The following is a 23,960-nucleotide window of genomic DNA, read 5'->3' as shown; positions in this document are numbered from 1 at the left end:
TGATTGCCATCTTTATCAAAAGAGTAACCAGGAATTGGTCTACCGCCTTTATTTATTTTTGTATCTTCATTCATATCTTCAGTTTTAGTTCTTTTTTTAATATTGTAATAATAGGTAGACCTACTTAATCCAAGAATTTTAAGGACAGTAACTGCAGTATATCCTAAATCAATCCATTTCTTCGCAATATTAACTTTATCTTCTATTGTGGGTTCGTTTTTTTTAAAAGGTCTTTAAGAATGGCAATTTCTAAATCTTTTTCGCCTAATAATTTTTTTAATTGCTCATTTTCTTCTTCTAGGGATTTAGCATTAATATTATTGGAATAATTATAATTTGGAATTAGTCCATTTTCTTTCTTTGACTCCCTAACCCAGCGGGTAACAGTTCCAGGGACTAAATCGTGTCTTCTGGCAACTAATGTAGCATTACCAGTTTCTTCTACTTCCTTAATAATTTGACGTTTAAATTCTTCTGGATATCTTTTACCTTTACCTCTCAATTTAGACAACCTCCCATTAATTTTTATTTTACTAAATTAGTGTGCGATTGTCCAAATAGGTTAGGGGGCTTAATAGTTCTGATATAGAAACTCTAGATTTAATATTTCTTCATCATAATCAATGTCCTTAGCCAAATAACTGTATTTTGTGGTTATTAGAACATTATTATAATATGTATTCACATACCTATCACTTTTTAAATACGCTGGAAAAAGCCAAGCAGAGTTGTCTATGATAAGTGTAAATAAATCCTTAGTAAATGCATTGCACAAATAGGCCAAATATGCTCCATGAGAATGGCCATATGCTATTATTTTACCTTCATCAAACTTGTAATTATTATCTTTTATAATCTCTATAACTGTAATTACAGCAGTAATATTATCGATCGCTTGCATAAGTCCCATATCGTTAAAATTTGATAAATCTTCATTTAACTTTTCATCACAAGTAATCGAAAAACCATACTTCCCGCATATCTCAATTAATCTTTCAAAATAATTATTGTCCTTGAAGATATAATTTACTTCTTTAGCTGTGAAAATTTGTAATAAACTATCTTTTGAGATATTTAGTGTAATATTATTAGGCTTTTGCATAAACTCCCATCCAAAACAATCACATTGCACAACAACTAGATTATGCTTGTCTGCAAAAACGTTTCTCATCTTTTTGTATACGTTTGATTGAGAATTACCGCCAAATCCAGGTATTAATAAAAGGATTCCAGTATTTTCATTGATTCCTCGCTCTGGTTCAGTAAAATAAACATGTAATTTTCTTTCCATGTTTTTATATATGCTTGGATACCCATACATAGAAAAATCATATTCTTTTGCCATAATACTATCCTCCGATAAACTTTCTAGGTCTATAATTAAAGATTAGATAAATGACTTTAATAATTATGGTCCACCAATGGTATAATACTATATTTTTATAAGGCATTATTCATCTCTAAACGAGTTAATTACGAATCAAGTTGCCGTATCAAATTTAACAAAATACAACAAAAATATCAAGTATAACATAAAATTTAGCAACTCTTAATCTTATTTTGATATTATACTCTCTAAAAAAGATATAAATTCATCCTTTAAATCCTCTCTTTTCAATGCAAACTCCACTGTTGCTTCTAAAAAACCTAATTTATTGCCTATATCATACCTTCTACCTTCAAAAATATAGGCATAAATATTCTGCTTAGTAGATAATTCTTGCTCTTTCCTTTCTTCTAATGCTAATTCTAATTCCATTGATCGGTTTGACCCTCTATTTTGGACAAAAGCTTACTATTACTTTCAATATCATAGTATTTCATTTTGCCCTAAGTTTATTATACATTTTGTGTAGAAATGACCCCAAGCTAAATAGTAAAGGAGTTATTTCATATTAAATATCACTTTTTCATTATATGCCTTTTTCAATCCATTAGCTTGATTCTCACTATATATATAATTAACAGTAATATTTCAAACACCTTTACCACTAATTATCTCACAAACCTTCTCAATTTCAACTTTCTTTAGCCCTACTGAGCTAGGTAAATTTAGTCCTTTTTTTGCTAATTCCTCTGTTATTGATAAATCTCCTCTACTATCCTACCAGCAACCAACTTTGCCCCTTTTCCATCTACTAAATCATATATTTTATTGTTTTCATTTACTCCTTTATCCAGTAGCTCTTTAATTATGCCTTCCAATAATAAATAATTAATATCTGGATATTTCCCCAAATATTTAACTCCCATATTGCTTAACTCGTTACAAATTAAGTCTTGATTATCTGCTAGACTAAAGATAATCGGTATGCTTTTTTGTGATAATACTTCATAAATAGTGCTACCTCCTGCAGTTATCACTATTTTTGAAGATAATATATGGTCTTTTAAGCTATTAGGCTTATAAATCAATTTAATATTATCGGTTACAGAGTCCTCAAATTTTTTGATATAATCATCTTTGTACCCAGGCCCTATAATTACTTTTATCTTAGAACCTAGATTTTTAAGCTGCTTTAATATCCTTAGCGAAATCCCGTATTCATCTGTACCACCTGTAGTGATTAAAATACCATTTTTGCTAATATTTCTATTTGTACCTCTATTCCAATATTCTTCTTTCATTATTAAAAATTTTGGCCCTAGTAATTGTAATTGGTTTCCATCACTAGAATAACCTAATTTTTCTGCATGTATATTTCCATTGTAAATAATGTCTGGTATAGATGTATCATATATATCATTGTTATCATCTATTAGCATTAGTTTGGTTTTTTCCTTTACCGTTTTTAGATACCTATCATCACCCAAATATGCATCAAAGATAAATAGATTGACACCAAATCTATTTATCTTCTCACTATCCTCTTTTAAATTATTTGATACTATAAAATTAAAGCCTATATTATCTAACAAACCTTTCAAGTCCTGATTTATTAAAAAAATAATATCTATATCTTTATCTATTAATTTAACCGCTTTAGCTAAAGACAAGCATCTATAAAAATGACCATACCCTATTCCTTTACCACCAAAAGTCCTAATTAATATACTCTTCATTCAATCAAGCTCCAATCCACAGGTGTCCCTTTTTCTACATCCTTCTTTACTTTTTTTCCTAATATCTCATAGTAATGTCTTGGATGTAAACCATATCCTGGTCTAATTGATCTCATATTCCTTTCAGTTATTATACCTCCTACTTTTATATCTTCTGTAAAAAATAAAGATCTTGAAAACACCCTATTTTTCACTGTTTTTTCATCTAGGTCATAATTGACTTTGCCTAATGCCTTTTCTAAATTTCTAATTTCTTTTATCATAGATTTAAATTCATCTATTTCCATTGAAAATTCTGCATCAGGTCCCCCTATACTTCTATCTAATATTATATGTTTTTCTATCATTTTAGCACCTAAGGCTACAGCTCCAAGTGCCACGGTACTCCCTATAGAATGATCTGACAAACCTATATCTACTCCAAATGTATTCTTCATATTTGGTATTGTTAGTAAGTTCATATCTTCATATGGTGCTGGATATGAGCTCGTACATTTTAAAAGAATTATATTATGATTTCCTACTTTCTTACATGTATTTATTGCTTCTTTTATTTCACCTATCGTAGCAATCCCTGTTGATATAATTACTGGTTTTCCTTTTGAGGCTATGTATTCAATTAAAGGTATATCGGTTATCTCAAATGAAGCTATTTTGTATGCAGGTGTGTTAAGATTTTCAAGCAAATCCACTGCCGTTTTATCAAACGGGGATGAGAATATTGTTATTCCTATATCCCTTGCATAATTAAAAAGTTCTTCGTGCCATTCCCAGGGGGTATAGGCTTCTTGATATAACTTATATAGAGTGGTACCGTCCCACAATGTCCCTTGTTTTATCTGAAAATACTCATTATCACAGTCCATAGTAATTGTATCTGCAGTATATGTTTGAATTTTTACTGCATCTGCTCCTGCTTCTTTAGCAGCTTTTATTGTATTTTTAGCTACTCCAATGTCATGTCCATGATTGGCTGAGATTTCGGCCACGATATAGACCTTACTATTATCTTCAAATATATCCATAATTTAAATTCACTCCATCCTATTCAATAAATATTTATTTTGAAAATTTAAGATATAGGGTAAAACTTTCTACTTTTCAAGTATAATACGAATATTTATAGTTTAATGGTGCTAATACTTCTATATAATCCTATTTCTACAACCTTAGAATTAACATTAATTCTTTCCTATATTAATATCATTCATTAAAAAACTTGCATACTGAAATTATGGTGTGGTATTTCCCGCACCTATAAACCTCCTCAATCTTCCTACCCTGTTCCTTATAGCCTAGCGAATTAAACAAATTCAAGCTTGCAACATTCTCTTCAAATATTTCAGCACTTAATTTTCTTATATTATATTCATCCTTTAAATATTTTTCTAATTTTAATATTGCCTTCTGTCCAATTCCTAATCTTCTAAACTTTTTATTACCAATTATAATTGATAGCATGGCCGTTCTGTTCCTTAAATCTAAAGATGAATATGAAATAAGGCCAGCAGGTTGATTTTTGTATTCAATTATGAAAAATCGAGAATTACTATCAGCCATCTTCCTCTGATACCACACTTCCTCTTCCTCATCGTTTCTTTGGACATATGCATAAGGACTTGTATATCTAGTGTTTTCGTAATCATTATACCATGATTTTATATGTGGTAAATCTCTCTTATCCATTACCCTTAATAATATATCTATATCATTAATTATCATTAACATTTATCTCCTTCTTTTGTTTTACTCAATATTTAAGTAAAAATTCCTAATTATATTACACTTTTAACCATCTAAATTTTCGTATTTGCCATACCATTATTCTTCTAGGCTCTTTTGCACAACATTTTCATTAATTTTTACTGCCTGGGGATTTCTATTTACAAATTCAATAATATCATTAATACCGAATACATGGTTGCCCTCATAGAGATTATCATAAATTATTTTTATTAATTGTAAATCTTCTCTAGTGTCTAACGTAAATCTATATTTTGACAAATCTACATTGTTAGAATATCCCAATAAATTAAATTTATCTGGATTATTATATATATATGGCGTAACATGTTCCCTTTCATAGTGTTCTTTTGCCTTTTGATATGTCTTTTCTAATGCATTTGCTTTGATTATTTCAACATCCATTCCTCTTGGAAAGGTATTTTCTATCACATCGAAATTACTCATGTAATCAACGTTATTGTGAATATCTTTCTCTAAAAATTTTTCTATCATATTATCTATAATTGTATAATCTATTAATGGACAATCTGCAGTTATTCTAATTACTAAATCTGCATTGTTTTTTCTAGCTGCATGATAGTATCTTGATAGCACATCTTGTTCACTTCCCCTAAAATGATTAACTCCTATACTAACGCACTCTTTTACTATCAAATCATCATTTTTGTTTAAACTCGTCGCAACTACAATATCGTCTATATTTTTACAATATTTAACTCTTTCAACTACATGGGTCAATACTGTCTTTCCTTTTATTTCAAGCATAACTTTACCAGGTAATCTTGTTGAACCCATTCTAGCCTGTATTATAACTACCTTTTTCATAATTTCGCCTCCAAAACTATCCATATATAAGCTTATAAACATATTAATGTTTTTTCGATTTATTTCTATAACGTTCAAAACATTTTATTATATAAATTCTTCATAAGGCATTACATATACACCGTGATATTCTTTTTTTATTATACTTAAGGGTGTATTTTTTAATTTTTCTATATCTCCAACTATCTTTGTTAAGTAGTAATGATAACCTAATTTAGAGCCCCAGCTCTCCTTATAATTATAGATACTAGAGCCAATTTCATCAGAAGATTGCCAGTTATAATATTTAATTCCTAATTCCATAGCATATTTAATGCTATAATAATCTAAACATGTTCCTGCCTGTGTATAAAAGTACTCAGAATCTATAACTCTCATAAAATTATCTATCGATATCCCTTGATTTAAATATAGTCCTCCACCTATGATCTTGTCTTCTAATACCGCATATATCATTTTTAACCTATCTTCGCTATAATATTTAATAAAAGTTTCAAATACTGAAAAAGGATATATTACACTGTGAGTTTCATTTAATCTTTTTATATAGATATTATCATACCAATATCTTAAATATTCTAATGAATTATTCTCTACTATCTCTACTCCATACTGTTTACACTTTCTTAAATTTCTTCTTAAATTACCCCTAGGCTTAGACTTCATATTTTTGAATACATCCTCATCTAAATCTAAATACTGATAAAAATTTTTCCTTTGAAAATCAGGCTTAAATACCTGCTTATACAATTCATAATAATCATTTTTAAAAGGTGGTGTACATATGGTAATTAGTTTAACACTGTTTTCTTTAGAAAATTGTTCTAGAAATTTTTCAATACATTCAAATACTTCATATTTGTTGTCTTCGGTAGCTGCTATTCCTCCATAACCTATGAAGGGCATAGAGTGAATAATATTACCTAATTCGTTTATATATAAAACAAAGGGCATAACACCTTTGATTGCTTCATTTTCTTTACAAATTACATAGTAATAATTAAAATTATCTATACCTTCATAGATAAATCTATTAAAAAAATTTTGTTGGTTTATTGCATTACTATCCAAAAAAAACTGGACTTCATTATTATATCTAAAATCATACAAAAAACATTTCATCTTAATTACTCCCTTATAAACTATTCGCTCTGTAAACTTAAATGAAAATTGAGGACTTCAATCCTCTGTGGTACAATGTTTTTGCCAGAAAACAAATACCTCCCAGAAAGGATGAAGTCCTCATGCAAAAAATTGTACCAATAAAATGCCCAAAATGCAATAATAAAGATTCTTTTTATCGCTATGGCAAAGATAGAGATGGTTATCAAAAATACCTTTGCCGTAAATGTAATCACCAATTTGCTCCTGATAGACCAACGTCTAAAAAGGTGCCTAAATACCCCCGTTGCCCTGTTTGCGGTAAAGCAACATTTCTTCATCACGATTATGAATACTACTCTAATTACCGTTGTTGTGATAAAAAGTGCAATCATTCTGTGTTTGTTCCTAAACCTAACAATATACTGCCTGCATCTATGTCTAAGCTTGTTGGGAAGAATGATTTTAAGCGTATGCGTTATCCTGTGCATATAATTGTTACTGCTCTTTCTATGTTTTACCTTGGCAAAAATTCTTTTAGAAATATTGCCCTAATACTTAGAGTAGCCCATAATGTTAAGGTTTCTCATACTACCATTAGCAATTGGTGTAAGAAATTTGCTCCATTTTTCAATAATCTCTCTTTGGAACTTATGCCAATGTTAGATTTTAATTCAGATGAATGGCATGCTGACGAAACTGTTGTAAAAATCAATGGTCAAAAATATTATATTTGGTTTATCATAGATTCAGAAACCCGCTTTGTCTTAGGTTTTCATTTATCGCCTTATAGAGATTCTAGCCAAGCTTTTGCTTTGCTTAATTCTGTTAAAGATTTAGGTACTGTTAATGCCATAGTTAGCGATCGATATAGTGCTTATAAAGTACCAGTTAAATCTGTGCTAGGTAGTTCTGTTAAACATATTCGCGTTGAAAGCTTTAAAGATGATGTTTCTAATAATTTAATAGAGTCTTTCCATCATCAATTTAAAGCTTGGTATAAGACTAAGCAAGGTTTTAATTCTTTTGAATCAGCCAACAACCTAATCAGCATGTTCATATTTTTCTATAATTTTGTTAGGCCTCATTCATCTCTTAATGGCTTAACGCCAGCTCAAGTTGCTGGATTAAATCTAACTGAAAGAGAGAAGAAAAAGTATCTTCTTGTAGCATAAATTTTGCTTTAATTTCGCCAAAATATTTTTCAAATGTACGTCCTTGAGATTGTCAAGGGCGCGCGTTAGCGCGTTCATTTTACCCTTGACAATCTCAAGGCGGACTTTTATAATCGTCAAGGCGAAATTGAAAGTAATTTAAAGCAATTCTATAAAACATTGTGCTATTTTTTCATGTTTAGTTTACAAAGCCAAACTATTTACATAAATTCATTACTACCTTCTATAATATTTTATTACCTTATCTATAGCGCCTACAACATCTTCAACATCCTTATCTATCATCCCAGGATATAACGGTATAGTTATAATTCTATCATACAATTTTTCAGCATTAGGACACATTCCCTTTTCATATCCTATTTTTTTATAATATGGATGATAGTAGACTGGAATATAGTGCACATTTACTCCAATATTTTCTGCTTGTAAAGCTTGGTAGATTTGTTTTCTTCCTACTCTTAGCTTTTCTGATTCTAATTGAATTATATACAAATGCCAAGAAGATTTTGTGTATTCTTCTTGATAAGGTAATATAATTCCATCTATATCTTTAAGATATTCATTATATTTATTGGCTACTTCCCGTCTTCTTTCTAAAAACTTATCTATTTTATTAAGTTGGCTAATGCCAAGGGCTGCTTGAATATCTGTCATTCTATAGTTATAACCTAATTCTAATTGTTCATAGTACCATGGCCCTTCATCTTTATTATGTAATATTTCTTCATCCCTTGTTATACCATGGGTTCTAAACAATTTTAGTTTATTATAAAGTTCATCATCATTGGTAGTAATCATACCACCTTCTCCAGTAGTAATATGCTTTACCGGATGGAAACTAAAAGTAGTCATATCTACTAACGAGCCAATTTTCTTATCCTTATACTCTGCCCCAAAAGAATGTGCTGCATCTTCAATCACTATTAAACCATATTTTTTTGCAATATCATTTACTGCATCTATATCGACAGGTTGACCAGTAAAATCTACGGGAATAATTGCCTTTGTTTTCTTAGTAATCTTTCTTTCAACATCTTCAATATCTATATTATAGGTTTTAGGATCAATGTCTGCAAATACAGGTTTTCCACCTTGATATAATATGCAGTTAGCAGAAGCTGCAAAAGTTATAGGAGTGGTTATTACTTCATCTCCTTCTTTTATACCTGCTGCAAAACAAGCAGCATGTAAAGCAGCTGTCCCGTTGGATATTGCTACTGCATATTTAGCTCCTATATAATTTGCAAATTTTTTTTCAAATTCTTCTATTTTAGGACCTGTGGTAAGAAAATCTGACTTTAGAACCTTTACTACTTCCTCAATATCCTCATCATCTATCCATTGTTGTCCATAAGGTAAGTAGGTATCTCTTACAGGCTTTCCACCATTTATTGCTAATGTATTCATATCAATCATCCATTCTAATATTCTCTAGCTATCTCCACTTCTTCAATATTCTCAACAAGAGGCATCATATTTAACTCAATCAGTAATTTTCTCAAACATTCAACGTTTAGCCATTCTCTATTGGTTCCTGAATTGTATTCAAATCCATCTTCTATTAGTCTTCCACCATTGGTAAAATGTCTTTCTGAACTCCACCAGTCAAAATGTGGATATACAATATAGTGTTTATCATATTCATAGGTCATCCTTGAATCATCTTTTGTAATCATTACTTCATGGAGTTTTTCTCCTTCTCTGATACCTACCTCTTCTAATATTGCATTTGGATTCATAGCTTTGGCTAAATCGGTAATTTTAAATGAAGGTATTTTTGAAATATATGTTTCTCCACCTTTTGCTTCATCTAATGCCTTAAATACTAATTCTACACCTTCTTCCAATGTTATCCAAAATCTTGTCATGCGAAAATCTGTTATAGGTAGTTTTCTTTCTCCCGCTTCTATAAGCTGTTTAAAAAAAGGTATTACTGAGCCACGACTTCCTGCTACATTCCCATATCTAACTACTGCAAATCTTGTACCCTTTCCACCAGAATAGGCATTAGCAGATATAAATAGCTTGTCCGATACTAGCTTAGATCCACCGTATAAATTTATAGGATTTACAGCTTTATCAGTTGATAAGGCAATAACCTTCTTAACTCCTCTATCTAACGCTGCATCTATAACATTTTGAGCACCATGTATATTGGTCTTTATAGCCTCAAATGGGTTATACTCACAAGCAGGAACTTGTTTCATCGCAGCTGCATGTATTACATAGTCTACCCCATCAAAAGCTCTATATAATCTGTCTTTATCCCTTACATCTCCTATAAAAAACCTTAAATCTTTACTATGTTCCTTAAATTTCTTTCTCATCATATCCTGTTTAAATTCATCTCTTGAATATATTATTATCTTCTTCGGTTTATATTTTTTTAAAACCATTTCTACAAACTTATGTCCAAAAGAACCTGTACCGCCTGTTACAAGTATTGTTTTACCATTTAGCATTATAATCCCTCGCTATCTGACTCACTTTTTAAAAATTCTTCTATGCTAATTTTAATTTCGCTATAAATCTCATCTATTTTGCCTATATCTTCCTTACATAAATCCATAAATTTTTTAAAACTTTCCACTATCCTCCTACCCTTTTCTATAGGATTCCTTTCTTCATTTAAGCTATCTATACTATTAGCTAAAAGCTCATATTGTACTCTATTCATTGGTAAAATAAAAGTCATAAAATAATCATTTCTCTCTATTTTCCTCAGAGCTTTATCCAATTTTAAATAAGTTTTTTCCGCTTGATTAAAGTTTTGATTCTTAATCAGCCTTTCAATGGTATTTAATATATCGTAATACTCGTCCATAAGTTTTAAAGCTCTTCTATAAGCCCTGTCCATTTTTTCTGATTGGTTCTTTAGATATTCTTTATCGTACTGAGTTTTATTTCCTTCTATCCAATCATCTTCAACAACCTTTTCCTTTAAGAGTTCTTCCATAACTGCTGATAGCTCTTTAAAATCTGCCCCCTCTATATGAGCCCCACCTTTAGTAGTATTTATCACTTCTATATTTGGTAGGGTTTTTATATAATACTCCATCTGCATCCTCATGTTATTATAGCCTTCATTGGTCAAAACTTCATTGCCATATACATCCTTAACCCAAATACCTTTTTCTATTTCTTTATCTGTAACATCCTTACTATAGGATATCCCTTCTGAGTGACGTTTTTTCCCCTTATAAGCTAAATTCTGTCCTACCAATATTATAGGATTAAAACCAAGTTCATACAATAGCTGCACCGTTACCACTGCAATAGATGGAGCATCGTGAACTATGCATATGGAATCTTCGTCCTTATTCTTTAAATAGTAATTAGAAACCGTATCTTGGCTCGTTATCATATGATATTTCTTCCCAGGATAATCAATTAAGGTTTCATATCCAACGCTTGAACCAAATATCATGGGAATATCCTTTATCCCTTTTTCCTTGACTCTTTTAAATACATTATGATTAAATTTACCGGGATCATAAGTAGTGGCTGCATCTGGATATATATTGTTATGGATCAATGTATTAATAGCTGAACCAACACTAAATATATAGGCTAGGCCCTTCTCTTTTATCTGTTTTAAGTTCTCTATCTCTTCATTTAACGAAGGCCCTGCTGCTACCAGTATGGCAGGTTTGCTTTTAAATGCGCCTTTCTTTTCTAATAGGATATTGGGAGTATTTAATACTTCTTTAAAGTTTTTCATACTGTTTAATATCCATCTTTCCTGGAAGGCTAGATTGGTACCGATACTTATTTTTTTATCCTTTATGGTTTCTTTGAATAATTCTAAGAACTCATTGTATTCTTTAGTAAATATATTTCTATGGCTATTTAAAACAATATGTATAAATTTGTCATTTGTTTTGTCAACTAATTGATTAAAAAATTTTTTAATATCTAACTCATTATCAGCTAAAATTATATCTTTCAATTTTAATGAAGGTAATCTCCTTAAAGAATTATTGGATAAATAAATATATAATAGTTCTGGTATTGGTTCATATATATAGTAGTTTACATCTGGATGTTTTTGTAAAAACAGATCTATATGGTATCCTAATCCTGTGCCATAGAAGATTACCGTTGTATCTGGTTCCATTCCCTCATATTCTTCTATAATAGCTTCTGCTTCTCTAATAGGATTATATTTACTATGAAGATAAAGTTTTTTATCACCTTTTTCTATAGATATAGTTTTATCTCCTCTTCTTGTTTCTTCTACTTGGAGTAGGGAATTATTCATAGTATCTTCTAAAGGTTTTAGCCTATTCCATATACTAGGATAGGCGGATTTTAAGATGTTTATATTATCAATCAATATCATTTATTTCCACCTCTTCTGAAATTAGCTTTAATAATTTCTCCTTCATATTATTAAATAAAGGAATTATTTCATATGATAGTATATCTGCAGTGGAAACAAAGTCACTGTTTTCTAGAATTTCTTCAAATTCTATTATTAGTTCATTAAGTTCATATATATCTTTTGCATAGATATTCCATTCTTCATAGCTATTGACGATATTTTTCAATTGCTCATTGGAATCAATGGCTGCAAAAGTATCCATTATCCATTTGATGCCTTCTATTAAATCCATCAATTTCTTCCAAGATTCTCTTGATGGAGTTTTATAGAATTCATTTGATAGTATTTCAATTTCTGGAATTGCTCTTTCTAAATAGTCTACGGTAGATAGTAAAATTTCTTCTGACATTTTCTTTATAGTTTTAGTTACTACTATTACTTCTTCTATATTTTTGATATTGTCCAGGAAATAATCATAGAAATCATCATATACTTCTAAATCATCTATTACCAGATGGCTAAAAATAAGGTTTGTACCACTTACTATGTCATTGATTTCTTTAAACATAGTGTCAAGGATATCTTTTTTGTTTTCATATTCTAAAGTTTTATCTAATATATGTATTATCATTAAACTACCTCCAAAAATAGTCTATATATATTATCGGCAAAGTTCGAGGTTTTTTTATGTTTAAAATTAATTATACGATTATTTTTTATCTTTCACACTAAACTAAAATATGTTATAATGTTATCGAATGTATGTTTTATGGAGGTGGAGTCTTGACTACCTTTTATACTAATAAGATGATTCAAATTATCAAAGATGAATATCCAGATTCTGATAATGATATATTATCTAAAAAATTAGGTATATCCGAACCTGCTCTTAAAACTAAAGCCTCACGGCTTGGTATTAAAAAAAGTGAAGAATATATGGATAAAATTTATAAAAACATGCAAAAACATAGGAAAATACAACAGGCAAATAGCTATAAAGTTTATGAAATGTCAAATATTGAAAGAAATATTATAATTGGCAGTTTGATAGGTGATGGGACACTATCTATTTATGGTAGAAGTAAAAATGCTTCTTATAGAGAAAGTACTGGTCCTAGTCAAAGAGAATATAGGCAATGGAAAGTAAGGATGCTAAAAAACTTAGATTTTAAAATTAAAAGGGATGGGTCTATATATTCCCCTTCACATCCAATATACACAGATTTATATAACTTATTTTATCCAAATGGCAAAAAGATTCTTCCTAAAGAAGGTTTAAATCTTTTAAATCATCCTATAGGATTAGCTTGTTTATATATGGATGACGGAAGTCTTGTTATTAATAATTATAAATATAATAAAAATATCACCTTATTCCCCCAAATAGCTTTATATAGTCAAAGCTTTACAAAAGAGGAAAACCTACTATTAAAAAAACATATACAAAATACCTTTAATATAAAATTTAAATTATCTAAAAGAAAAGATGGTAGCAATTATATTTTAAAAATTAATAAAATTAATGAGGTATATTCCTTCATTAATATAGTAAAACCTTATGTAGAACAAATTCCTTGCATGGGATATAAAATAGATGTAGATAAAAAACTAACGGAAACTAAAAAGAGATATTCAAAAAAATATAAGTATAGGAATATAAAATTGGCTAATAAGATTGCAAAAGATATAAGTTATTCCAGTTATGAAGAAGATAAAATTATTGAATTACATAGGAAAGGATATAACTATACAGAAATTGCTTCTTGTTTGAATAGACCATACTATGGCCTTTATGATAAAGTAAAAAGAATGAAAGAGGAAGGAAAGATTTAATTAACTTATATAAATAAAGAAGTCAGAGGAAAAATCCCCTGACTTTTTTTGTTTCTATTTATCTTCTCAAGACCTAAAGGTAACTCGACTCCCTTTGGTCGTTGAGTAAGCAACTCGCTCAATTTTATAAAAACGCTAAAATTGGTTCACTGCTTATCTTAATAATTGTAATACTGTTTGAGGTACTTGGTTTGATTGCGGACCATCAATTATCTTTCAATAATTGCCAGACTATATCTTCAACCGTTATCAATGATATATTATATTTATATATTATATTGAATCAAAACGGTTGTTGGGCACTTCGGGATACCTCTTCCCTATGGATCTCATCACCATACAATTTTTAATTATAAATTGCTTAGGTGGTACATCCTAGTCGTTGAACCTTCTCCATCCTTTCGGAACAGGAGCTTGGCTGCTGATTGTCCATTGTTCTATCTTTGCTTTTTTTGGCCTTTCACATATACCTTTTCAGGTTCTGTTGTAGGAAGCAAAGCTTTAGGAGTTCCCAGCAATTCACCCAATTTTCTCTCAAAGGTTGCCCTTTGAGGGACCCTTTATAACCTTCCTCTTATCTTCTTAAAACTTAAAGGTAACTCAGCTTCTTTCAGCTGCTGAGTAAGCGACTAGCACAAAATTAAAAATTTTGGCTATCTGCTTATCTTAATAACTGCAATACCGTCTGAGGAACGCTATTTGATTGAGCCAACATTGCAGTAGCTGCTTGTTGTAATATTGTTTGTTTTGTAAACTCCATCATTTCTTTAGCCATGTCTACGTCTCTGATTCTAGACTCTGCAGCTTGTAGATTTTCAGCAGCATTGTCTAAGTTTTTAACTGTATGCTCTAGACGATTTTGGATAGCACCTAATGCTGATCTTTGTGTAGAAACTTGGTTTATAGCATCGTTGATTGTTGTGATTGCTGCATCTGCTGAATTTTGTGATAATAAAGCTCCTTTTCCTGACAATTGGCTACCACTCAAAGTTTCCAAATCTTCTACATACAAACCATTTAATCCTAGACCACTAACAGTCATCTTATCAATCGTAACCGTCATGCTTTGACCACTATTTGCACCTATGTGGAATTTCTTCCCTGTAAAAGTACCATCTAATAGTTTCTGAGTATTAAATTCAGTTCTACCAGCTATACCACTAATTTCTTCTAACAGTTGATTTACTTCGGCTTGCATAGCTTGTCTATCTACTTCAGTCATATTAGTATCATTTGCTGATTGTACTGCTAGTTCTCTCATTCTTTGAAGAATTGAGTGAACTTCGTCTAATGCACCTTCAGCTGTTTGAATTAGTGAAATACCATCTTGAGCATTTTTTGAGGCCATATTTAGTCCTCTGATTTGTGCTCTCATTTTTTCTGAGATGGATAGTCCTGCTGCGTCGTCTCCAGCTCTGTTTACTCTAAATCCTGAGGATAGTTTCTCTAGGGATTTAGCAGTTCCTGAGTTATTGATTCCTAATTGTCTGTTGGCGTTCATAGCCATAATGTTGTTGTTAATTCTCATTATAAATTCCTCCTTGAATTTTTTGTATTTGGCATCCATGCCAGCTGTCAACTTTGTTGACGGAATTGTGAATTAATACCACGTGGTTTTATTTTTAATTCACAAATTTGAGAAGTTTTACTTCTCAATATTATTATCGGATGTTTGTCCAATAACTTTAGCATTTTTATCAGAAAATTTTTCTTTTATTTGAATAAATTCGTCTAAATTGTCGAATAGAATATCTACCAAGTCTGGATCAAAGTGTTTACCTTTTTCTTCTTTAAAATATTTTAGGATATCGTTCATTACCCAAGCTTTTTTGTATACTCTTGGGGAACCTAGGGCGTCGAACACGTCGGCTACTCCTACTATGCGCCCAAATATATGGATTTCATCTTCTTTAAGACCTCTTGGATAGCCTTTGCCATCGTATCGTTCATGGTGTTCGTGGGCTATGATGGCTGCAGATTTTAGTATTTCTCTATTAGAGCCTTTCAGCAAATTATATCCTATGATGGTATGGGTTTTTACTATTTCAAATTCTTCGGAAGTTAGTTTACCTGGTTTCATGAGTATACTATCGGAAATTCCTACCTTTCCTACATCATGGATAGGAGCTGCCATGGTTATAAGCATGATTTCCCTTTTGGATAGGCCATATTTTTCTGCTAGTATTCGGCTATATTTGGAGACTCTTTTTACATGATTGCCTGTTTCTTCTGAACGGGCTTCTGTTAACTCTCCTAGGATATATAATATTTCTCTTTGGGTTTCTTCTATTTCCTTATTTACGCATAGACTTTCAAAGGCAGCAACTATATTTTTATGAAATATATCTAGGACTTCTAAATCTATATAGGCCATATTCCCTTTTGTCTCCATAAATATTATTCCTTCTATGCCATTAGAGCTATCATAATATGAAATATAACTATCCTTAGTTATTAAATGTTCTTTCATACTATAGGTTTTTTTAATCATAGTATAATCTTTTTTAGGCAGGGTTTCCCATAAAGTTCTTCCTATATAGTTCTGGTATTTACCAAAGCCTGATATTATTGTAAATTCTTTTGCACCAAAAGATCTGATAGCTGCCACGCCGTCTACTAGACATTCTCCATCTTCTATACAAGAATTAACTATGGTACTTAAATAGCAAAAAGTTGAGGTTATGAAATTATTTATAGAATCCTTTTCAAATAGTTTGCTAGAAGAAGCAGCTATTTGCTCCATGGCTTTTTTATTATTATTGATATGGATTATGTCCCTATAGGATCGAAGGGAAGAAATTACTATGGTGTACAACTTTTTGGATAATAGGTCGGTTTTTTCTTCATAACCATTGATATCGTAATTTAATACAGCATCTTTTTGCAATCTATTATTTTCTGAGCTAGTCATAAGTACTATTCTTACTGCTGAATTTTCGATTGCTTCTCTTATGTATTTTGTTAGTTTAAGGCCTATAGTCTTTTCTCCAATATATACATCTAGTATTACTAATGCAATATCTTTATTATTCGAAAGAATCTTTAATGCTTCTGAGCTAGAATAGGCATTTAATATAGTTAAAGATTTATTCTCAAATTTAAAATCTTTTAAAATCTCTTTTACCATTACATGAACAAAATTATCATCATCAACTATAAGTATTTTCCAACAATCTTTTCCTTGTCCTTTATATTCTGAGTTGCTGCATCCGTCTCCTGCCAAATCTATTCCTCCTATCCTACTTTTTCTTCTTTAAAAACTGATTTATTTTATTTATATCTAATTTCACATTTGCCGCCTCAATATTCTCTTCTTGTATACATTTATACAATTCTTTCCGAAAAATGTCAATGTTTTTAGGGGCATCGATACCTATTTGCACTTTCCCATCTTCAATGGCTAGAATTTTTACTTCAATATTTCCATCTATAATTATGGATTCATCTTTTTTTCTTGAAAGTATTAGCATAGTTATACACCCCTATCTTCTAAACTTTGCTTGAATATATAATGTCTTGTAGTATATCTATCATCATCAAGGATTACCTGTTTCCCTATTTTTTTATTTGCATTAATTATTATTGGTCCTAAAAGGTTAGCTGTCATTTTTTCCATATCCTCCGGAACCACTACGATGGAATATACTATCACATCTTTCTCATCTTCAATTTTTAATTTTTCCTGAGCTGTTTCAGGGATTATTATATCGTAGTTAGGGTACGCAAAGAAAGGATTTATTATTACAAAGGCCAGATCAGGATTAGATATAGATTGAAACCAGTGAAATGGATTTTCTTCGTCTTCATTATTTATGATTATAAATTGTTTCTCTTCTTCAAATCCCAGTATTCCTTCTGGGAAATGGATTATCTTATCTTCATCTATTTCTATTTCTCCAAAGTTCTTGGTATCTAGTATCATTCAATCTTCCCCTCTTTCTATAAATAAGTTTTGGGCGACCAAAGATCGCCCTAAAGTTTACTTTACCCATTATCAATTGCTCATTATAAATTATCTAAGAAATTCTACTAAAGTGGGTTGTATTATTTTTGCTCCAGTCATTAAGCTAGATACATATACATTCTGGGCAGTATTTATATGCATGAATACTTCTGCCATGTCCACATCTTCGTTATAGGATAGGAGTTCCTTTACACTGTCGACTTGGACTGCCAGTTTCTTTTCAGTTAATTCAAGTCTATTCATCTTAGCTCCCACTTCTGCTCGGACTGCTAGGACTTGTTCATGGCTTTTTTCTATATTACCTATGGCTTCTTGGATGGCATCAGGATCATTGTTTTCTAATGCTTCGGATAAATCTTCGAATACTTTGATTAAAGTAGATTGATTTCCATCATTAGCTGTTAGCTCCCCGTTAAAACTACTTTTAAAATCATCAGGATCAATATCCCCAACACCAAAAATTTTAATTCCTACAGTATTAACTTGAACTTGTTCAGATACTCCTACATTGTAGGTAAATATTTCGTCACTATTTAGTACTAAGTCTCCAGTAAATTCATCATTATATGTTCCATCTTCATTCAATAATGGCATATCCGTCTTATATCCACTAAATATATGTCTACCTGCATAAGTGGTATTGGCGATTTGGACTAAATGTTCTTTTAACTGATCTATTTCTTCTTTTATTTTCTTTAAATCTTCTCCTTCTTTAGTACCATTAGCAGCATCTATTGTTAATTCACTTGCTCTTTTTAGTACTTCTCCTATTTCTCCTAAAGCTGCTTCTGTATCAGTCATCCAGGACATAGCATCCTTGGCATTTCTCTTATATTGTTCTAGTTTAGATATATCCGTATTAAATTTTAAGGATTTACTTGCTCCTATTGGATCATCTGAGGGCACTCTAAATTTCTTTCCTGTTGATTGTTGGTATTGGAGTTTTTCCAAAGTTCTTAGGTTTTGATTTAAATTGTAAACCATATTATTTACTAGCATGTTATTTGTTACACGCATTTTATCACCATCCTAATTAATACTGGTAAAAGTCCTTTGTCAATTATCAATTGACATGCTAACGTCCAACTAATCCTAATCTATTTATAGTCACATCCATAATGGTATCCATGGTGGTTATCATTCTGGCTGAGGCTACATAGGTATGTTGGAATCTTATCATATCAGCCATTTCTTCATCATAGGACACTCCTGATATGGAATCTCTTTTTGATTCTATATTTTTAAGGATTAAATTCTGGGTGTCATACATTCTTTGACCTTGCATACTATCTACTGCTAGATTGGAAATTATAGATTTTAGGAAATCGTCCGGAGTTCCTTTGGGTAAAGGGTTGCCGTCTGTACCTATAATTTCATCACCATTACTATATTTAAAAAATTCTCCATTATCCCTTAGAGATATTAATTTCAATAAATTTCTATTGTCCTCTGCATTGCCAGGAGAATCTTCTGCTGCTGCAATATTTCTTAGGTCAGTCAGTATACTCTCATGTAAAGTTATAGTTGCTGCAGCTTTTGATGGGTCGAAATCAAAGAAATTCTCTCCCCTTTGATCCGAATCTAGTTTATAACCTTCCCTATGCTGCTCATTAAAAGCCTCTGCAAATCCTAAAGCAAAATCGTTTAGCTTCCTCTGATAATAGGGTATTCCCCTATAACTATTATCTTTTCCATCTCCATTATATAAATCTAATAATCCTTTTAGTTCACCAGACCTTAGGTTTACAGTACTACCATTGTTCCATTTTACTCCTATATTATCCTTATCATCTGTATACGATTCTATAACATTTACATCTGTATGGTCTACTAAGGACACGCCGCTTATATTTACTCTAAATTTACCATCCTTGGATTCATCTACTTTTACATTTATTATTTGGGATAATTCATCTACTAACAAATCCCTTCTATCCCTCAGATCATTGGCTTGTCTACCGTCTAATTCGTTGGAGTAGATCTGCCTGTTTAAAGAGGAAATTTGAGATGCTATACTATTTATCTTTCTTATTTTAGTATCTATGGAAACTTCCGTCTCTTTCTTTAATTCTTCCAGTCTCACTGCCGATTCATTTATATGTTTAGTAAAGGCTAGAGCATTTTCCCTTACTGGTTCTCTGTAGGAAAAATCGGAAGGGTTTTTGCTCATATTATCTAATGCAGTATAAAAATCGTCTAAGTACTGTCTAAAGCTACTTTTAGAAGGCTCTCCAAATAGCTTTTCTATTTCAGATAGGGTATCTCTCTTAATTAGCCATTCACCTTTTGGAGCGTTTTCATTCCAATATTTAAAGTCTACATAGGAATCCCTTACTCTAGCTATATCATATATTTCAGTCCCTGTACCTAGATAGCCTATCCCTGGTAAATTGTAAGGGCTTGTAGCTCTTTGAGCCCCTTGTTGTCTTGAATAGCCTTCTGTATTCATATTGCTTATATTATGATTGGTTATATATAAAGACCTTTGGCTTGCTAACAGAGCTTGTACAGCAGTATTAAAACCAAAATGCATATTTACTCAGTCCCTTCGTAAAAATTTTATCTTCCAACTATCCCCAATCTATTAACAATAGTCTCTATCATTTCATCTATAGCATTTATCACCCTGGAGTTAGCTATATAAGAGTGTTGATATTTTAGCATGTTTGCCATTTCTTCGTCTAGAGATACGGAGGATATTTCCTGTCGTCTTCCGTCTATTTGGTTTATTAGCATAACTTGGTTTAAGACCATATCCCTTGCTTGTTCCCTTTCTAGACTTAGGTTTAGAATTAAGTCTCGGTAGAAACTGTCTATAGTCATAGTGCCATCTTCACCTGGTTCTACATATTTTCCAAATTCGTAATTATTAAATAAAAGCTCTTCTCTTAAACCTAATATTTCTTTTGCAATATCCCCATCCCCTTTTGCACCTGTTTTACCAGCTGCAATTTTATTGAAATCCTCCAAATCCTTATTTACTTTTATTGTGGCTGCAGGGTCATCATCTTCAAAATCAAAAAACTTTACACCTATACTGCCATCTAAGCCAGTACCTTGTTGGTGTACATCGTTAATGGCCTTAGCTATAGTTCCCACTAAAATATTCAGCCTTTCTCTATATTCCACTACTACCTTATCCCTGGCATCTATATAGCCTCCTAGTTCACCTAGTCCTTTTAGATCTATAGGCTCTCCTGTATCTGACCAATGAATTTCACCATGGCCTTTTGGGTTTAGTTGCACATCTATAGGATTGAAATAATCCCCATTAATTAAGTCTCTCCCATTTAAGGTTACTGTGACTTCACCATATTTGTTTTCATAATAGTTAATAGGGATTAGCTCTGATAGTCTATCTAAGGCTGCATTACGCTCATCTCTATAATCGTTGGCAGAAATGTGGGGACCATAGCCTTCGGCTAGTTTGATCTTGTTATTTAATCCCGCTATTTCCTTAAGTAAGGAATTTACTTCCTCCGTCTTAATCAACATTTCCTTATTCAAATTGAATTGCAGATTGTCCAATTGGACTGATATATGGTTTACTGTAGTGGTAAAAGCTACTGCCTTTTCATGAAGAAGTCCTCTTATGGTTAAACTATCTGGTTCCTTATATAGTTCTGACCAGCCATCCCAAAAATCATCCATTACCTCCTGTAGGCCACTATTGGTTATTTCATTAAATATTACTTCAATCTCATTGAGTATTTCCGATTTAGTCTTATAGTATCCAAAGGTTGCCATTTCCCTCCGTAGTTTGGCATCTAAAAACTCATCTCGTATCTGTCTAATCTGTTGTACATCCACCCCTGACCCCATTTGATATCTTGTAATGGTATTGGTAGAATAACGGCTTTCTGCATGGATCGCTCCCTGCCGCACATAGTTTGGGTTATTAACATTGGCAATATTATGAGATACTGTGTCTAAAGCCTTTTTATTTGCATTAATTCCCGATATGGAAATATATAGTCCTCCAAAACTCATGTTTACACCTTCCTATCAAATAAGCTGTTTTTGGCTTCTTTTCCCTTTTTCCCCTTACCATAGGTAGTAGGAGTATAAGCGTTGGTAAGTAGATTCATATTGAAATCTAGCCATTGTAAATTTTCGTTAATAAGTTGACTGTTAATATTATTTCTACTTTGAATTTCTTCCAAGGATTTAGATAATTCCTCTCCTATATAAGCGAGATCTTCCCTTCCTTCTGGAATCTTTTGAATTACTTCCGATAATGGGGTGTTTATATCCACTCCCCAAATATCCATAAGGTTAATCCTTTCTTCTTCAGTATTTGCCATTATATTTATCAGTTCCTCTTCCTTTTTAATTATCTCTTCCAGCTCTTCCACCTGGTCATTTATGATTATATCGGTCTTATTAAAGGTTAGCTCCTTTAATCTTAGAAGGATGTCCAATTCCCTTTTCAATATCTCCATTAACTCTTCCGAAAAACTCATCTTTTCACCTCATTATACTTTCCTATCAAAGTTGGCACTTTCATATATTTTTTCCGCAATCTTTTTTCCTTCTACATTATAGGTACCTGATCTTATTTCCTCTTTAATCCTTCCCACCTTATCCATCCTTATATCTGGTACTTCTTTTAATTTATTGATTGCAAACTGATAGTCAATGGCCCTTTCAGAAACTTCTAATTCGTCTTTCCCAAAGGTATTCCTATTTGGTTTTATCTTATTATTCCCCATATCCTTATAGATTTGTAATACCTTATCGGTTTTATTTATTTTCATAAAATACACCCCATTTTCCCTTATTCAATATTATTATCGGTAAAATGGGGTGATACTTTAACTATAATTTTATTTGATTATCTTTCTCTACGCCTATCTGTAATTCTAATCTTTTCTCTTGCTCTTCCATTTTTAATACTCTTGGGGTCCATACCTCCGCCAATAGATTGTCTAAATTCCTTTTGCATCTCTGCAGTACATTTTTCACAGAAACGTCCAGTCTTTATCGATGCTCCACATCTTTCACAGCTAAGGAGTAGATTATGTTCATCTTTAATTTCTAGTCTTCCTTCCCTTAAAAACTCTATTATCTTTTTAGTATCTACCCCTGTTTCTTCTGACACTTCTGATATATTGGCTCCAGGATTTCCATCTATATATTCCTTTATGGTCTTAAAATCCTTTTCATCTTCCCTTCTACAATGGAGACATATTTTAAATCCATCATAGGCATATATCTTACCGCAACGGCTGCAGTTTCTAACATCCATATTCTCACCTCACAGTTTCATACTAGAAGTAAGGGCCAATCCATATATTCTTTTGGCTCCACTTTCTATAAGGGATTTACTACACTCTTCCAATGTAGTCCCTGTAGTAATTATATCGTCAATTAAAAGGATTTCTTTACCTTTAAACTCCATTATATTATTGGTTTTAAAAGAACCCTTTAGGTTTTTTTGCCTTTCAATCCTGCCTAATTTGTTCTGGTCCTTAGTCCATTTAACTTTAAAAAGATGTTTTTTTAAAATAGGGATATTCAATTCTTTAGATACATATTCTCCTAATAATTGAGATTGGTTATAACCTCTAAAGGCCTCTTTTCTTCTATGGATAGGTACGTATATAATGGCATCTATTCTCTTGTCCAATCCTTTATCCATAATGGTGGATAGGAGGATTTCGCCAAAGGGTTTATATAGATAGCTTTTACCCTCAAATTTAAAGGAATGGATTTTTTCCCTAATAAATCTATTGTATAAAACCGAATAATAGACCTTCTCTAAATTGGGTAGATTCAAATCAATCTCCCTATTGGCAAATTCAACTAATCCTCTACAACTTGCACAGATATAATCATTATCAATGGCTATATTGTCTTTACAAAATAGGCAAATATATTTCTGAGGAAATAGAAATTCCTTTATACTTTTGACAAATTCCATAGC

The 23,960-nt window shown here is 31.4% G+C and carries 25 protein-coding genes; 2 read left to right on the top strand and 23 right to left on the bottom strand.

Annotated elements, in window-relative coordinates:
* Window positions 1–202: 202 nt before the first annotated feature.
* The 8 genes from CUL_RS16780 to CUL_RS0106005 all read right to left on the bottom strand — a co-directional run bounded on the left by CUL_RS16780 (window position 203) and on the right by CUL_RS0106005 (window position 6,756).
* Window positions 203–511 carry a transposase gene (locus CUL_RS16780; protein ID WP_236616414.1) on the bottom strand — a complete coding sequence of 103 codons (309 nt, stop codon included), beginning with the start codon at window positions 509–511 and terminating at the stop codon, window positions 203–205.
* A 60-nt stretch (window positions 512–571) separates the two neighbouring features.
* Window positions 572–1,345: a DUF2920 family protein gene (locus CUL_RS0106035; RefSeq protein WP_025640819.1), complete on the bottom strand. Its 774-nt coding sequence runs from the start codon at window positions 1,343–1,345 to the stop codon at window positions 572–574.
* Between the two features lie 210 nt (window positions 1,346–1,555).
* Complete coding sequence (locus CUL_RS0106030) at window positions 1,556–1,759, bottom strand: hypothetical protein (RefSeq protein ID WP_025640818.1); 204 nt, start codon at window positions 1,757–1,759, stop codon at window positions 1,556–1,558.
* Window positions 1,760–2,079: 320 nt separating this feature from the next.
* Entirely contained in the window at window positions 2,080–3,063 is a 984-nt protein-coding gene (locus tag CUL_RS0106025; protein ID WP_025640817.1) for a PseG/SpsG family protein, read from the bottom strand.
* The gene (pseI, locus tag CUL_RS0106020; protein ID WP_025640816.1) at window positions 3,060–4,088 is read right to left on the bottom strand and encodes a pseudaminic acid synthase; all 1,029 of its coding nucleotides are present in this window, start codon (window positions 4,086–4,088) and stop codon (window positions 3,060–3,062) included. Before pseI ends, CUL_RS0106025 begins: the two co-directional genes overlap by 4 nt.
* 178 nt (window positions 4,089–4,266) lie before the next feature.
* On the bottom strand, window positions 4,267–4,785 hold the full coding sequence (locus CUL_RS0106015) for a GNAT family N-acetyltransferase (RefSeq protein ID WP_025640815.1): 519 nt from the start codon (window positions 4,783–4,785) through the stop codon (window positions 4,267–4,269).
* Between the two features lie 99 nt (window positions 4,786–4,884).
* Window positions 4,885–5,634 (bottom strand): cytidylyltransferase domain-containing protein, encoded by a 750-nt coding sequence (locus CUL_RS0106010; RefSeq protein WP_025640814.1) that lies wholly within the window; start codon window positions 5,632–5,634, stop codon window positions 4,885–4,887.
* 87 nt (window positions 5,635–5,721) lie between these two features.
* Window positions 5,722–6,756, bottom strand: coding sequence for a GNAT family N-acetyltransferase (locus tag CUL_RS0106005; RefSeq protein WP_025640813.1), 1,035 nt, complete (start codon window positions 6,754–6,756; stop codon window positions 5,722–5,724).
* A 122-nt stretch (window positions 6,757–6,878) separates the two neighbouring features.
* On the opposite strand from CUL_RS0106005, the gene CUL_RS0106000 reads away from it, so the two are divergent.
* Window positions 6,879–7,910: an IS6 family transposase gene (locus tag CUL_RS0106000; protein ID WP_025640812.1), complete on the top strand. Its 1,032-nt coding sequence runs from the start codon at window positions 6,879–6,881 to the stop codon at window positions 7,908–7,910.
* 216 nt (window positions 7,911–8,126) lie between these two features.
* On the opposite strand, the gene pseC is transcribed toward CUL_RS0106000, so the two are convergent.
* The 4 genes from pseC to CUL_RS0105980 are packed head-to-tail and all read right to left on the bottom strand — an operon-like array spanning window position 8,127 to window position 12,868.
* Window positions 8,127–9,320, bottom strand: a complete 1,194-nt coding sequence (gene pseC, locus CUL_RS0105995; RefSeq protein ID WP_025640811.1) for a UDP-4-amino-4,6-dideoxy-N-acetyl-beta-L-altrosamine transaminase — start codon at window positions 9,318–9,320, stop codon at window positions 8,127–8,129.
* A 14-nt stretch (window positions 9,321–9,334) separates the two neighbouring features.
* Window positions 9,335–10,375: a UDP-N-acetylglucosamine 4,6-dehydratase (inverting) gene (pseB, locus tag CUL_RS0105990; RefSeq protein WP_025640810.1), complete on the bottom strand. Its 1,041-nt coding sequence runs from the start codon at window positions 10,373–10,375 to the stop codon at window positions 9,335–9,337.
* Window positions 10,375–12,255 (bottom strand): motility associated factor glycosyltransferase family protein, encoded by a 1,881-nt coding sequence (locus CUL_RS0105985; protein WP_025640809.1) that lies wholly within the window; start codon window positions 12,253–12,255, stop codon window positions 10,375–10,377. Before CUL_RS0105985 ends, pseB begins: the two co-directional genes overlap by 1 nt.
* Window positions 12,242–12,868 (bottom strand): DUF8042 domain-containing protein, encoded by a 627-nt coding sequence (locus tag CUL_RS0105980; protein WP_025640808.1) that lies wholly within the window; start codon window positions 12,866–12,868, stop codon window positions 12,242–12,244. The genes CUL_RS0105985 and CUL_RS0105980 overlap by 14 nt, the downstream gene beginning before the upstream one ends.
* Before the next feature lie 152 nt (window positions 12,869–13,020).
* On the opposite strand from CUL_RS0105980, the gene CUL_RS0105975 reads away from it, so the two are divergent.
* Complete coding sequence (locus CUL_RS0105975) at window positions 13,021–14,070, top strand: hypothetical protein (protein WP_025640807.1); 1,050 nt, start codon at window positions 13,021–13,023, stop codon at window positions 14,068–14,070.
* 661 nt (window positions 14,071–14,731) lie between these two features.
* Here CUL_RS0105975 and hag read toward each other — a convergent pair.
* From hag to CUL_RS17940, 11 genes are all read right to left on the bottom strand, one after another.
* On the bottom strand, window positions 14,732–15,598 hold the full coding sequence (gene hag / locus CUL_RS0105970) for a flagellin Hag (protein ID WP_025640806.1): 867 nt from the start codon (window positions 15,596–15,598) through the stop codon (window positions 14,732–14,734).
* 117 nt (window positions 15,599–15,715) lie between these two features.
* A complete protein-coding gene (locus tag CUL_RS0105965; RefSeq protein ID WP_025640805.1) occupies window positions 15,716–17,293 on the bottom strand; it encodes a response regulator in 1,578 nt (525 codons plus the stop codon).
* Between the two features lie 16 nt (window positions 17,294–17,309).
* Window positions 17,310–17,540: a carbon storage regulator CsrA gene (gene csrA, locus CUL_RS0105960; protein WP_025640804.1), complete on the bottom strand. Its 231-nt coding sequence runs from the start codon at window positions 17,538–17,540 to the stop codon at window positions 17,310–17,312.
* A 2-nt stretch (window positions 17,541–17,542) separates the two neighbouring features.
* The gene (gene fliW / locus CUL_RS0105955) at window positions 17,543–17,992 is read right to left on the bottom strand and encodes a flagellar assembly protein FliW (protein ID WP_025640803.1); all 450 of its coding nucleotides are present in this window, start codon (window positions 17,990–17,992) and stop codon (window positions 17,543–17,545) included.
* A 90-nt stretch (window positions 17,993–18,082) separates the two neighbouring features.
* On the bottom strand, window positions 18,083–19,051 hold the full coding sequence (flgL, locus tag CUL_RS0105950) for a flagellar hook-associated protein FlgL (protein ID WP_025640802.1): 969 nt from the start codon (window positions 19,049–19,051) through the stop codon (window positions 18,083–18,085).
* A 58-nt stretch (window positions 19,052–19,109) separates the two neighbouring features.
* A complete protein-coding gene (flgK, locus tag CUL_RS0105945) occupies window positions 19,110–20,567 on the bottom strand; it encodes a flagellar hook-associated protein FlgK (protein ID WP_005584547.1) in 1,458 nt (485 codons plus the stop codon).
* A 26-nt stretch (window positions 20,568–20,593) separates the two neighbouring features.
* Window positions 20,594–22,024, bottom strand: a complete 1,431-nt coding sequence (flgK, locus tag CUL_RS0105940; protein ID WP_025640801.1) for a flagellar hook-associated protein FlgK — start codon at window positions 22,022–22,024, stop codon at window positions 20,594–20,596.
* A gap of 2 nt (window positions 22,025–22,026) precedes the next feature.
* Entirely contained in the window at window positions 22,027–22,497 is a 471-nt protein-coding gene (locus tag CUL_RS0105935; protein WP_025640800.1) for a flagellar protein FlgN, read from the bottom strand.
* A 12-nt stretch (window positions 22,498–22,509) separates the two neighbouring features.
* Window positions 22,510–22,791, bottom strand: a complete 282-nt coding sequence (gene flgM / locus CUL_RS0105930) for a flagellar biosynthesis anti-sigma factor FlgM (RefSeq protein WP_025640799.1) — start codon at window positions 22,789–22,791, stop codon at window positions 22,510–22,512.
* Between the two features lie 77 nt (window positions 22,792–22,868).
* Complete coding sequence (locus CUL_RS0105925; RefSeq protein WP_005584551.1) at window positions 22,869–23,282, bottom strand: TIGR03826 family flagellar region protein; 414 nt, start codon at window positions 23,280–23,282, stop codon at window positions 22,869–22,871.
* A gap of 9 nt (window positions 23,283–23,291) precedes the next feature.
* A complete protein-coding gene (locus CUL_RS17940; protein ID WP_005584552.1) occupies window positions 23,292–23,957 on the bottom strand; it encodes a ComF family protein in 666 nt (221 codons plus the stop codon).
* Window positions 23,958–23,960: the final 3 nt, after the last annotated feature.

The sequence above is a fragment of the [Clostridium] ultunense DSM 10521 genome, assembly GCF_000511955.1.
Taxonomy (GTDB): Bacteria; Bacillota; Clostridia; order Tissierellales; family Tepidimicrobiaceae; genus Schnuerera; species Schnuerera ultunensis.
The sequence above is the reverse complement of the archived record's forward strand: the minus strand, read 5'-3'. Positions and strand labels throughout refer to the sequence as shown.

Coding starts and splice junctions, on each gene's coding strand:
- CUL_RS0106035 (WP_025640819.1), bottom strand. CDS start 1,345: ATGGCAAAAGAATATGATTTTTCTATGTATGGGTATCCAAGCATATAT.
- CUL_RS0106030 (WP_025640818.1), bottom strand. CDS start 1,759: ATGGAATTAGAATTAGCATTAGAAGAAAGGAAAGAGCAAGAATTATCT.
- CUL_RS0106025 (WP_025640817.1), bottom strand. CDS start 3,063: ATGAAGAGTATATTAATTAGGACTTTTGGTGGTAAAGGAATAGGGTAT.
- pseI (WP_025640816.1), bottom strand. CDS start 4,088: ATGGATATATTTGAAGATAATAGTAAGGTCTATATCGTGGCCGAAATC.
- CUL_RS0106015 (WP_025640815.1), bottom strand. CDS start 4,785: ATGATAATTAATGATATAGATATATTATTAAGGGTAATGGATAAGAGA.
- CUL_RS0106010 (WP_025640814.1), bottom strand. CDS start 5,634: ATGAAAAAGGTAGTTATAATACAGGCTAGAATGGGTTCAACAAGATTA.
- CUL_RS0106005 (WP_025640813.1), bottom strand. CDS start 6,756: ATGAAATGTTTTTTGTATGATTTTAGATATAATAATGAAGTCCAGTTT.
- CUL_RS0106000 (WP_025640812.1), top strand. CDS start 6,879: ATGCAAAAAATTGTACCAATAAAATGCCCAAAATGCAATAATAAAGAT.
- pseC (WP_025640811.1), bottom strand. CDS start 9,320: ATGAATACATTAGCAATAAATGGTGGAAAGCCTGTAAGAGATACCTAC.
- pseB (WP_025640810.1), bottom strand. CDS start 10,375: ATGCTAAATGGTAAAACAATACTTGTAACAGGCGGTACAGGTTCTTTT.
- CUL_RS0105985 (WP_025640809.1), bottom strand. CDS start 12,255: ATGATATTGATTGATAATATAAACATCTTAAAATCCGCCTATCCTAGT.
- CUL_RS0105980 (WP_025640808.1), bottom strand. CDS start 12,868: ATGATAATACATATATTAGATAAAACTTTAGAATATGAAAACAAAAAA.
- hag (WP_025640806.1), bottom strand. CDS start 15,598: ATGAGAATTAACAACAACATTATGGCTATGAACGCCAACAGACAATTA.
- csrA (WP_025640804.1), bottom strand. CDS start 17,540: ATGCTAATACTTTCAAGAAAAAAAGATGAATCCATAATTATAGATGGA.
- fliW (WP_025640803.1), bottom strand. CDS start 17,992: ATGATACTAGATACCAAGAACTTTGGAGAAATAGAAATAGATGAAGAT.
- flgL (WP_025640802.1), bottom strand. CDS start 19,051: ATGCGTGTAACAAATAACATGCTAGTAAATAATATGGTTTACAATTTA.
- flgK (WP_005584547.1), bottom strand. CDS start 20,567: ATGCATTTTGGTTTTAATACTGCTGTACAAGCTCTGTTAGCAAGCCAA.
- flgK (WP_025640801.1), bottom strand. CDS start 22,024: ATGAGTTTTGGAGGACTATATATTTCCATATCGGGAATTAATGCAAAT.
- CUL_RS0105935 (WP_025640800.1), bottom strand. CDS start 22,497: ATGAGTTTTTCGGAAGAGTTAATGGAGATATTGAAAAGGGAATTGGAC.
- flgM (WP_025640799.1), bottom strand. CDS start 22,791: ATGAAAATAAATAAAACCGATAAGGTATTACAAATCTATAAGGATATG.
- CUL_RS0105925 (WP_005584551.1), bottom strand. CDS start 23,282: ATGGATGTTAGAAACTGCAGCCGTTGCGGTAAGATATATGCCTATGAT.
- CUL_RS17940 (WP_005584552.1), bottom strand. CDS start 23,957: ATGGAATTTGTCAAAAGTATAAAGGAATTTCTATTTCCTCAGAAATAT.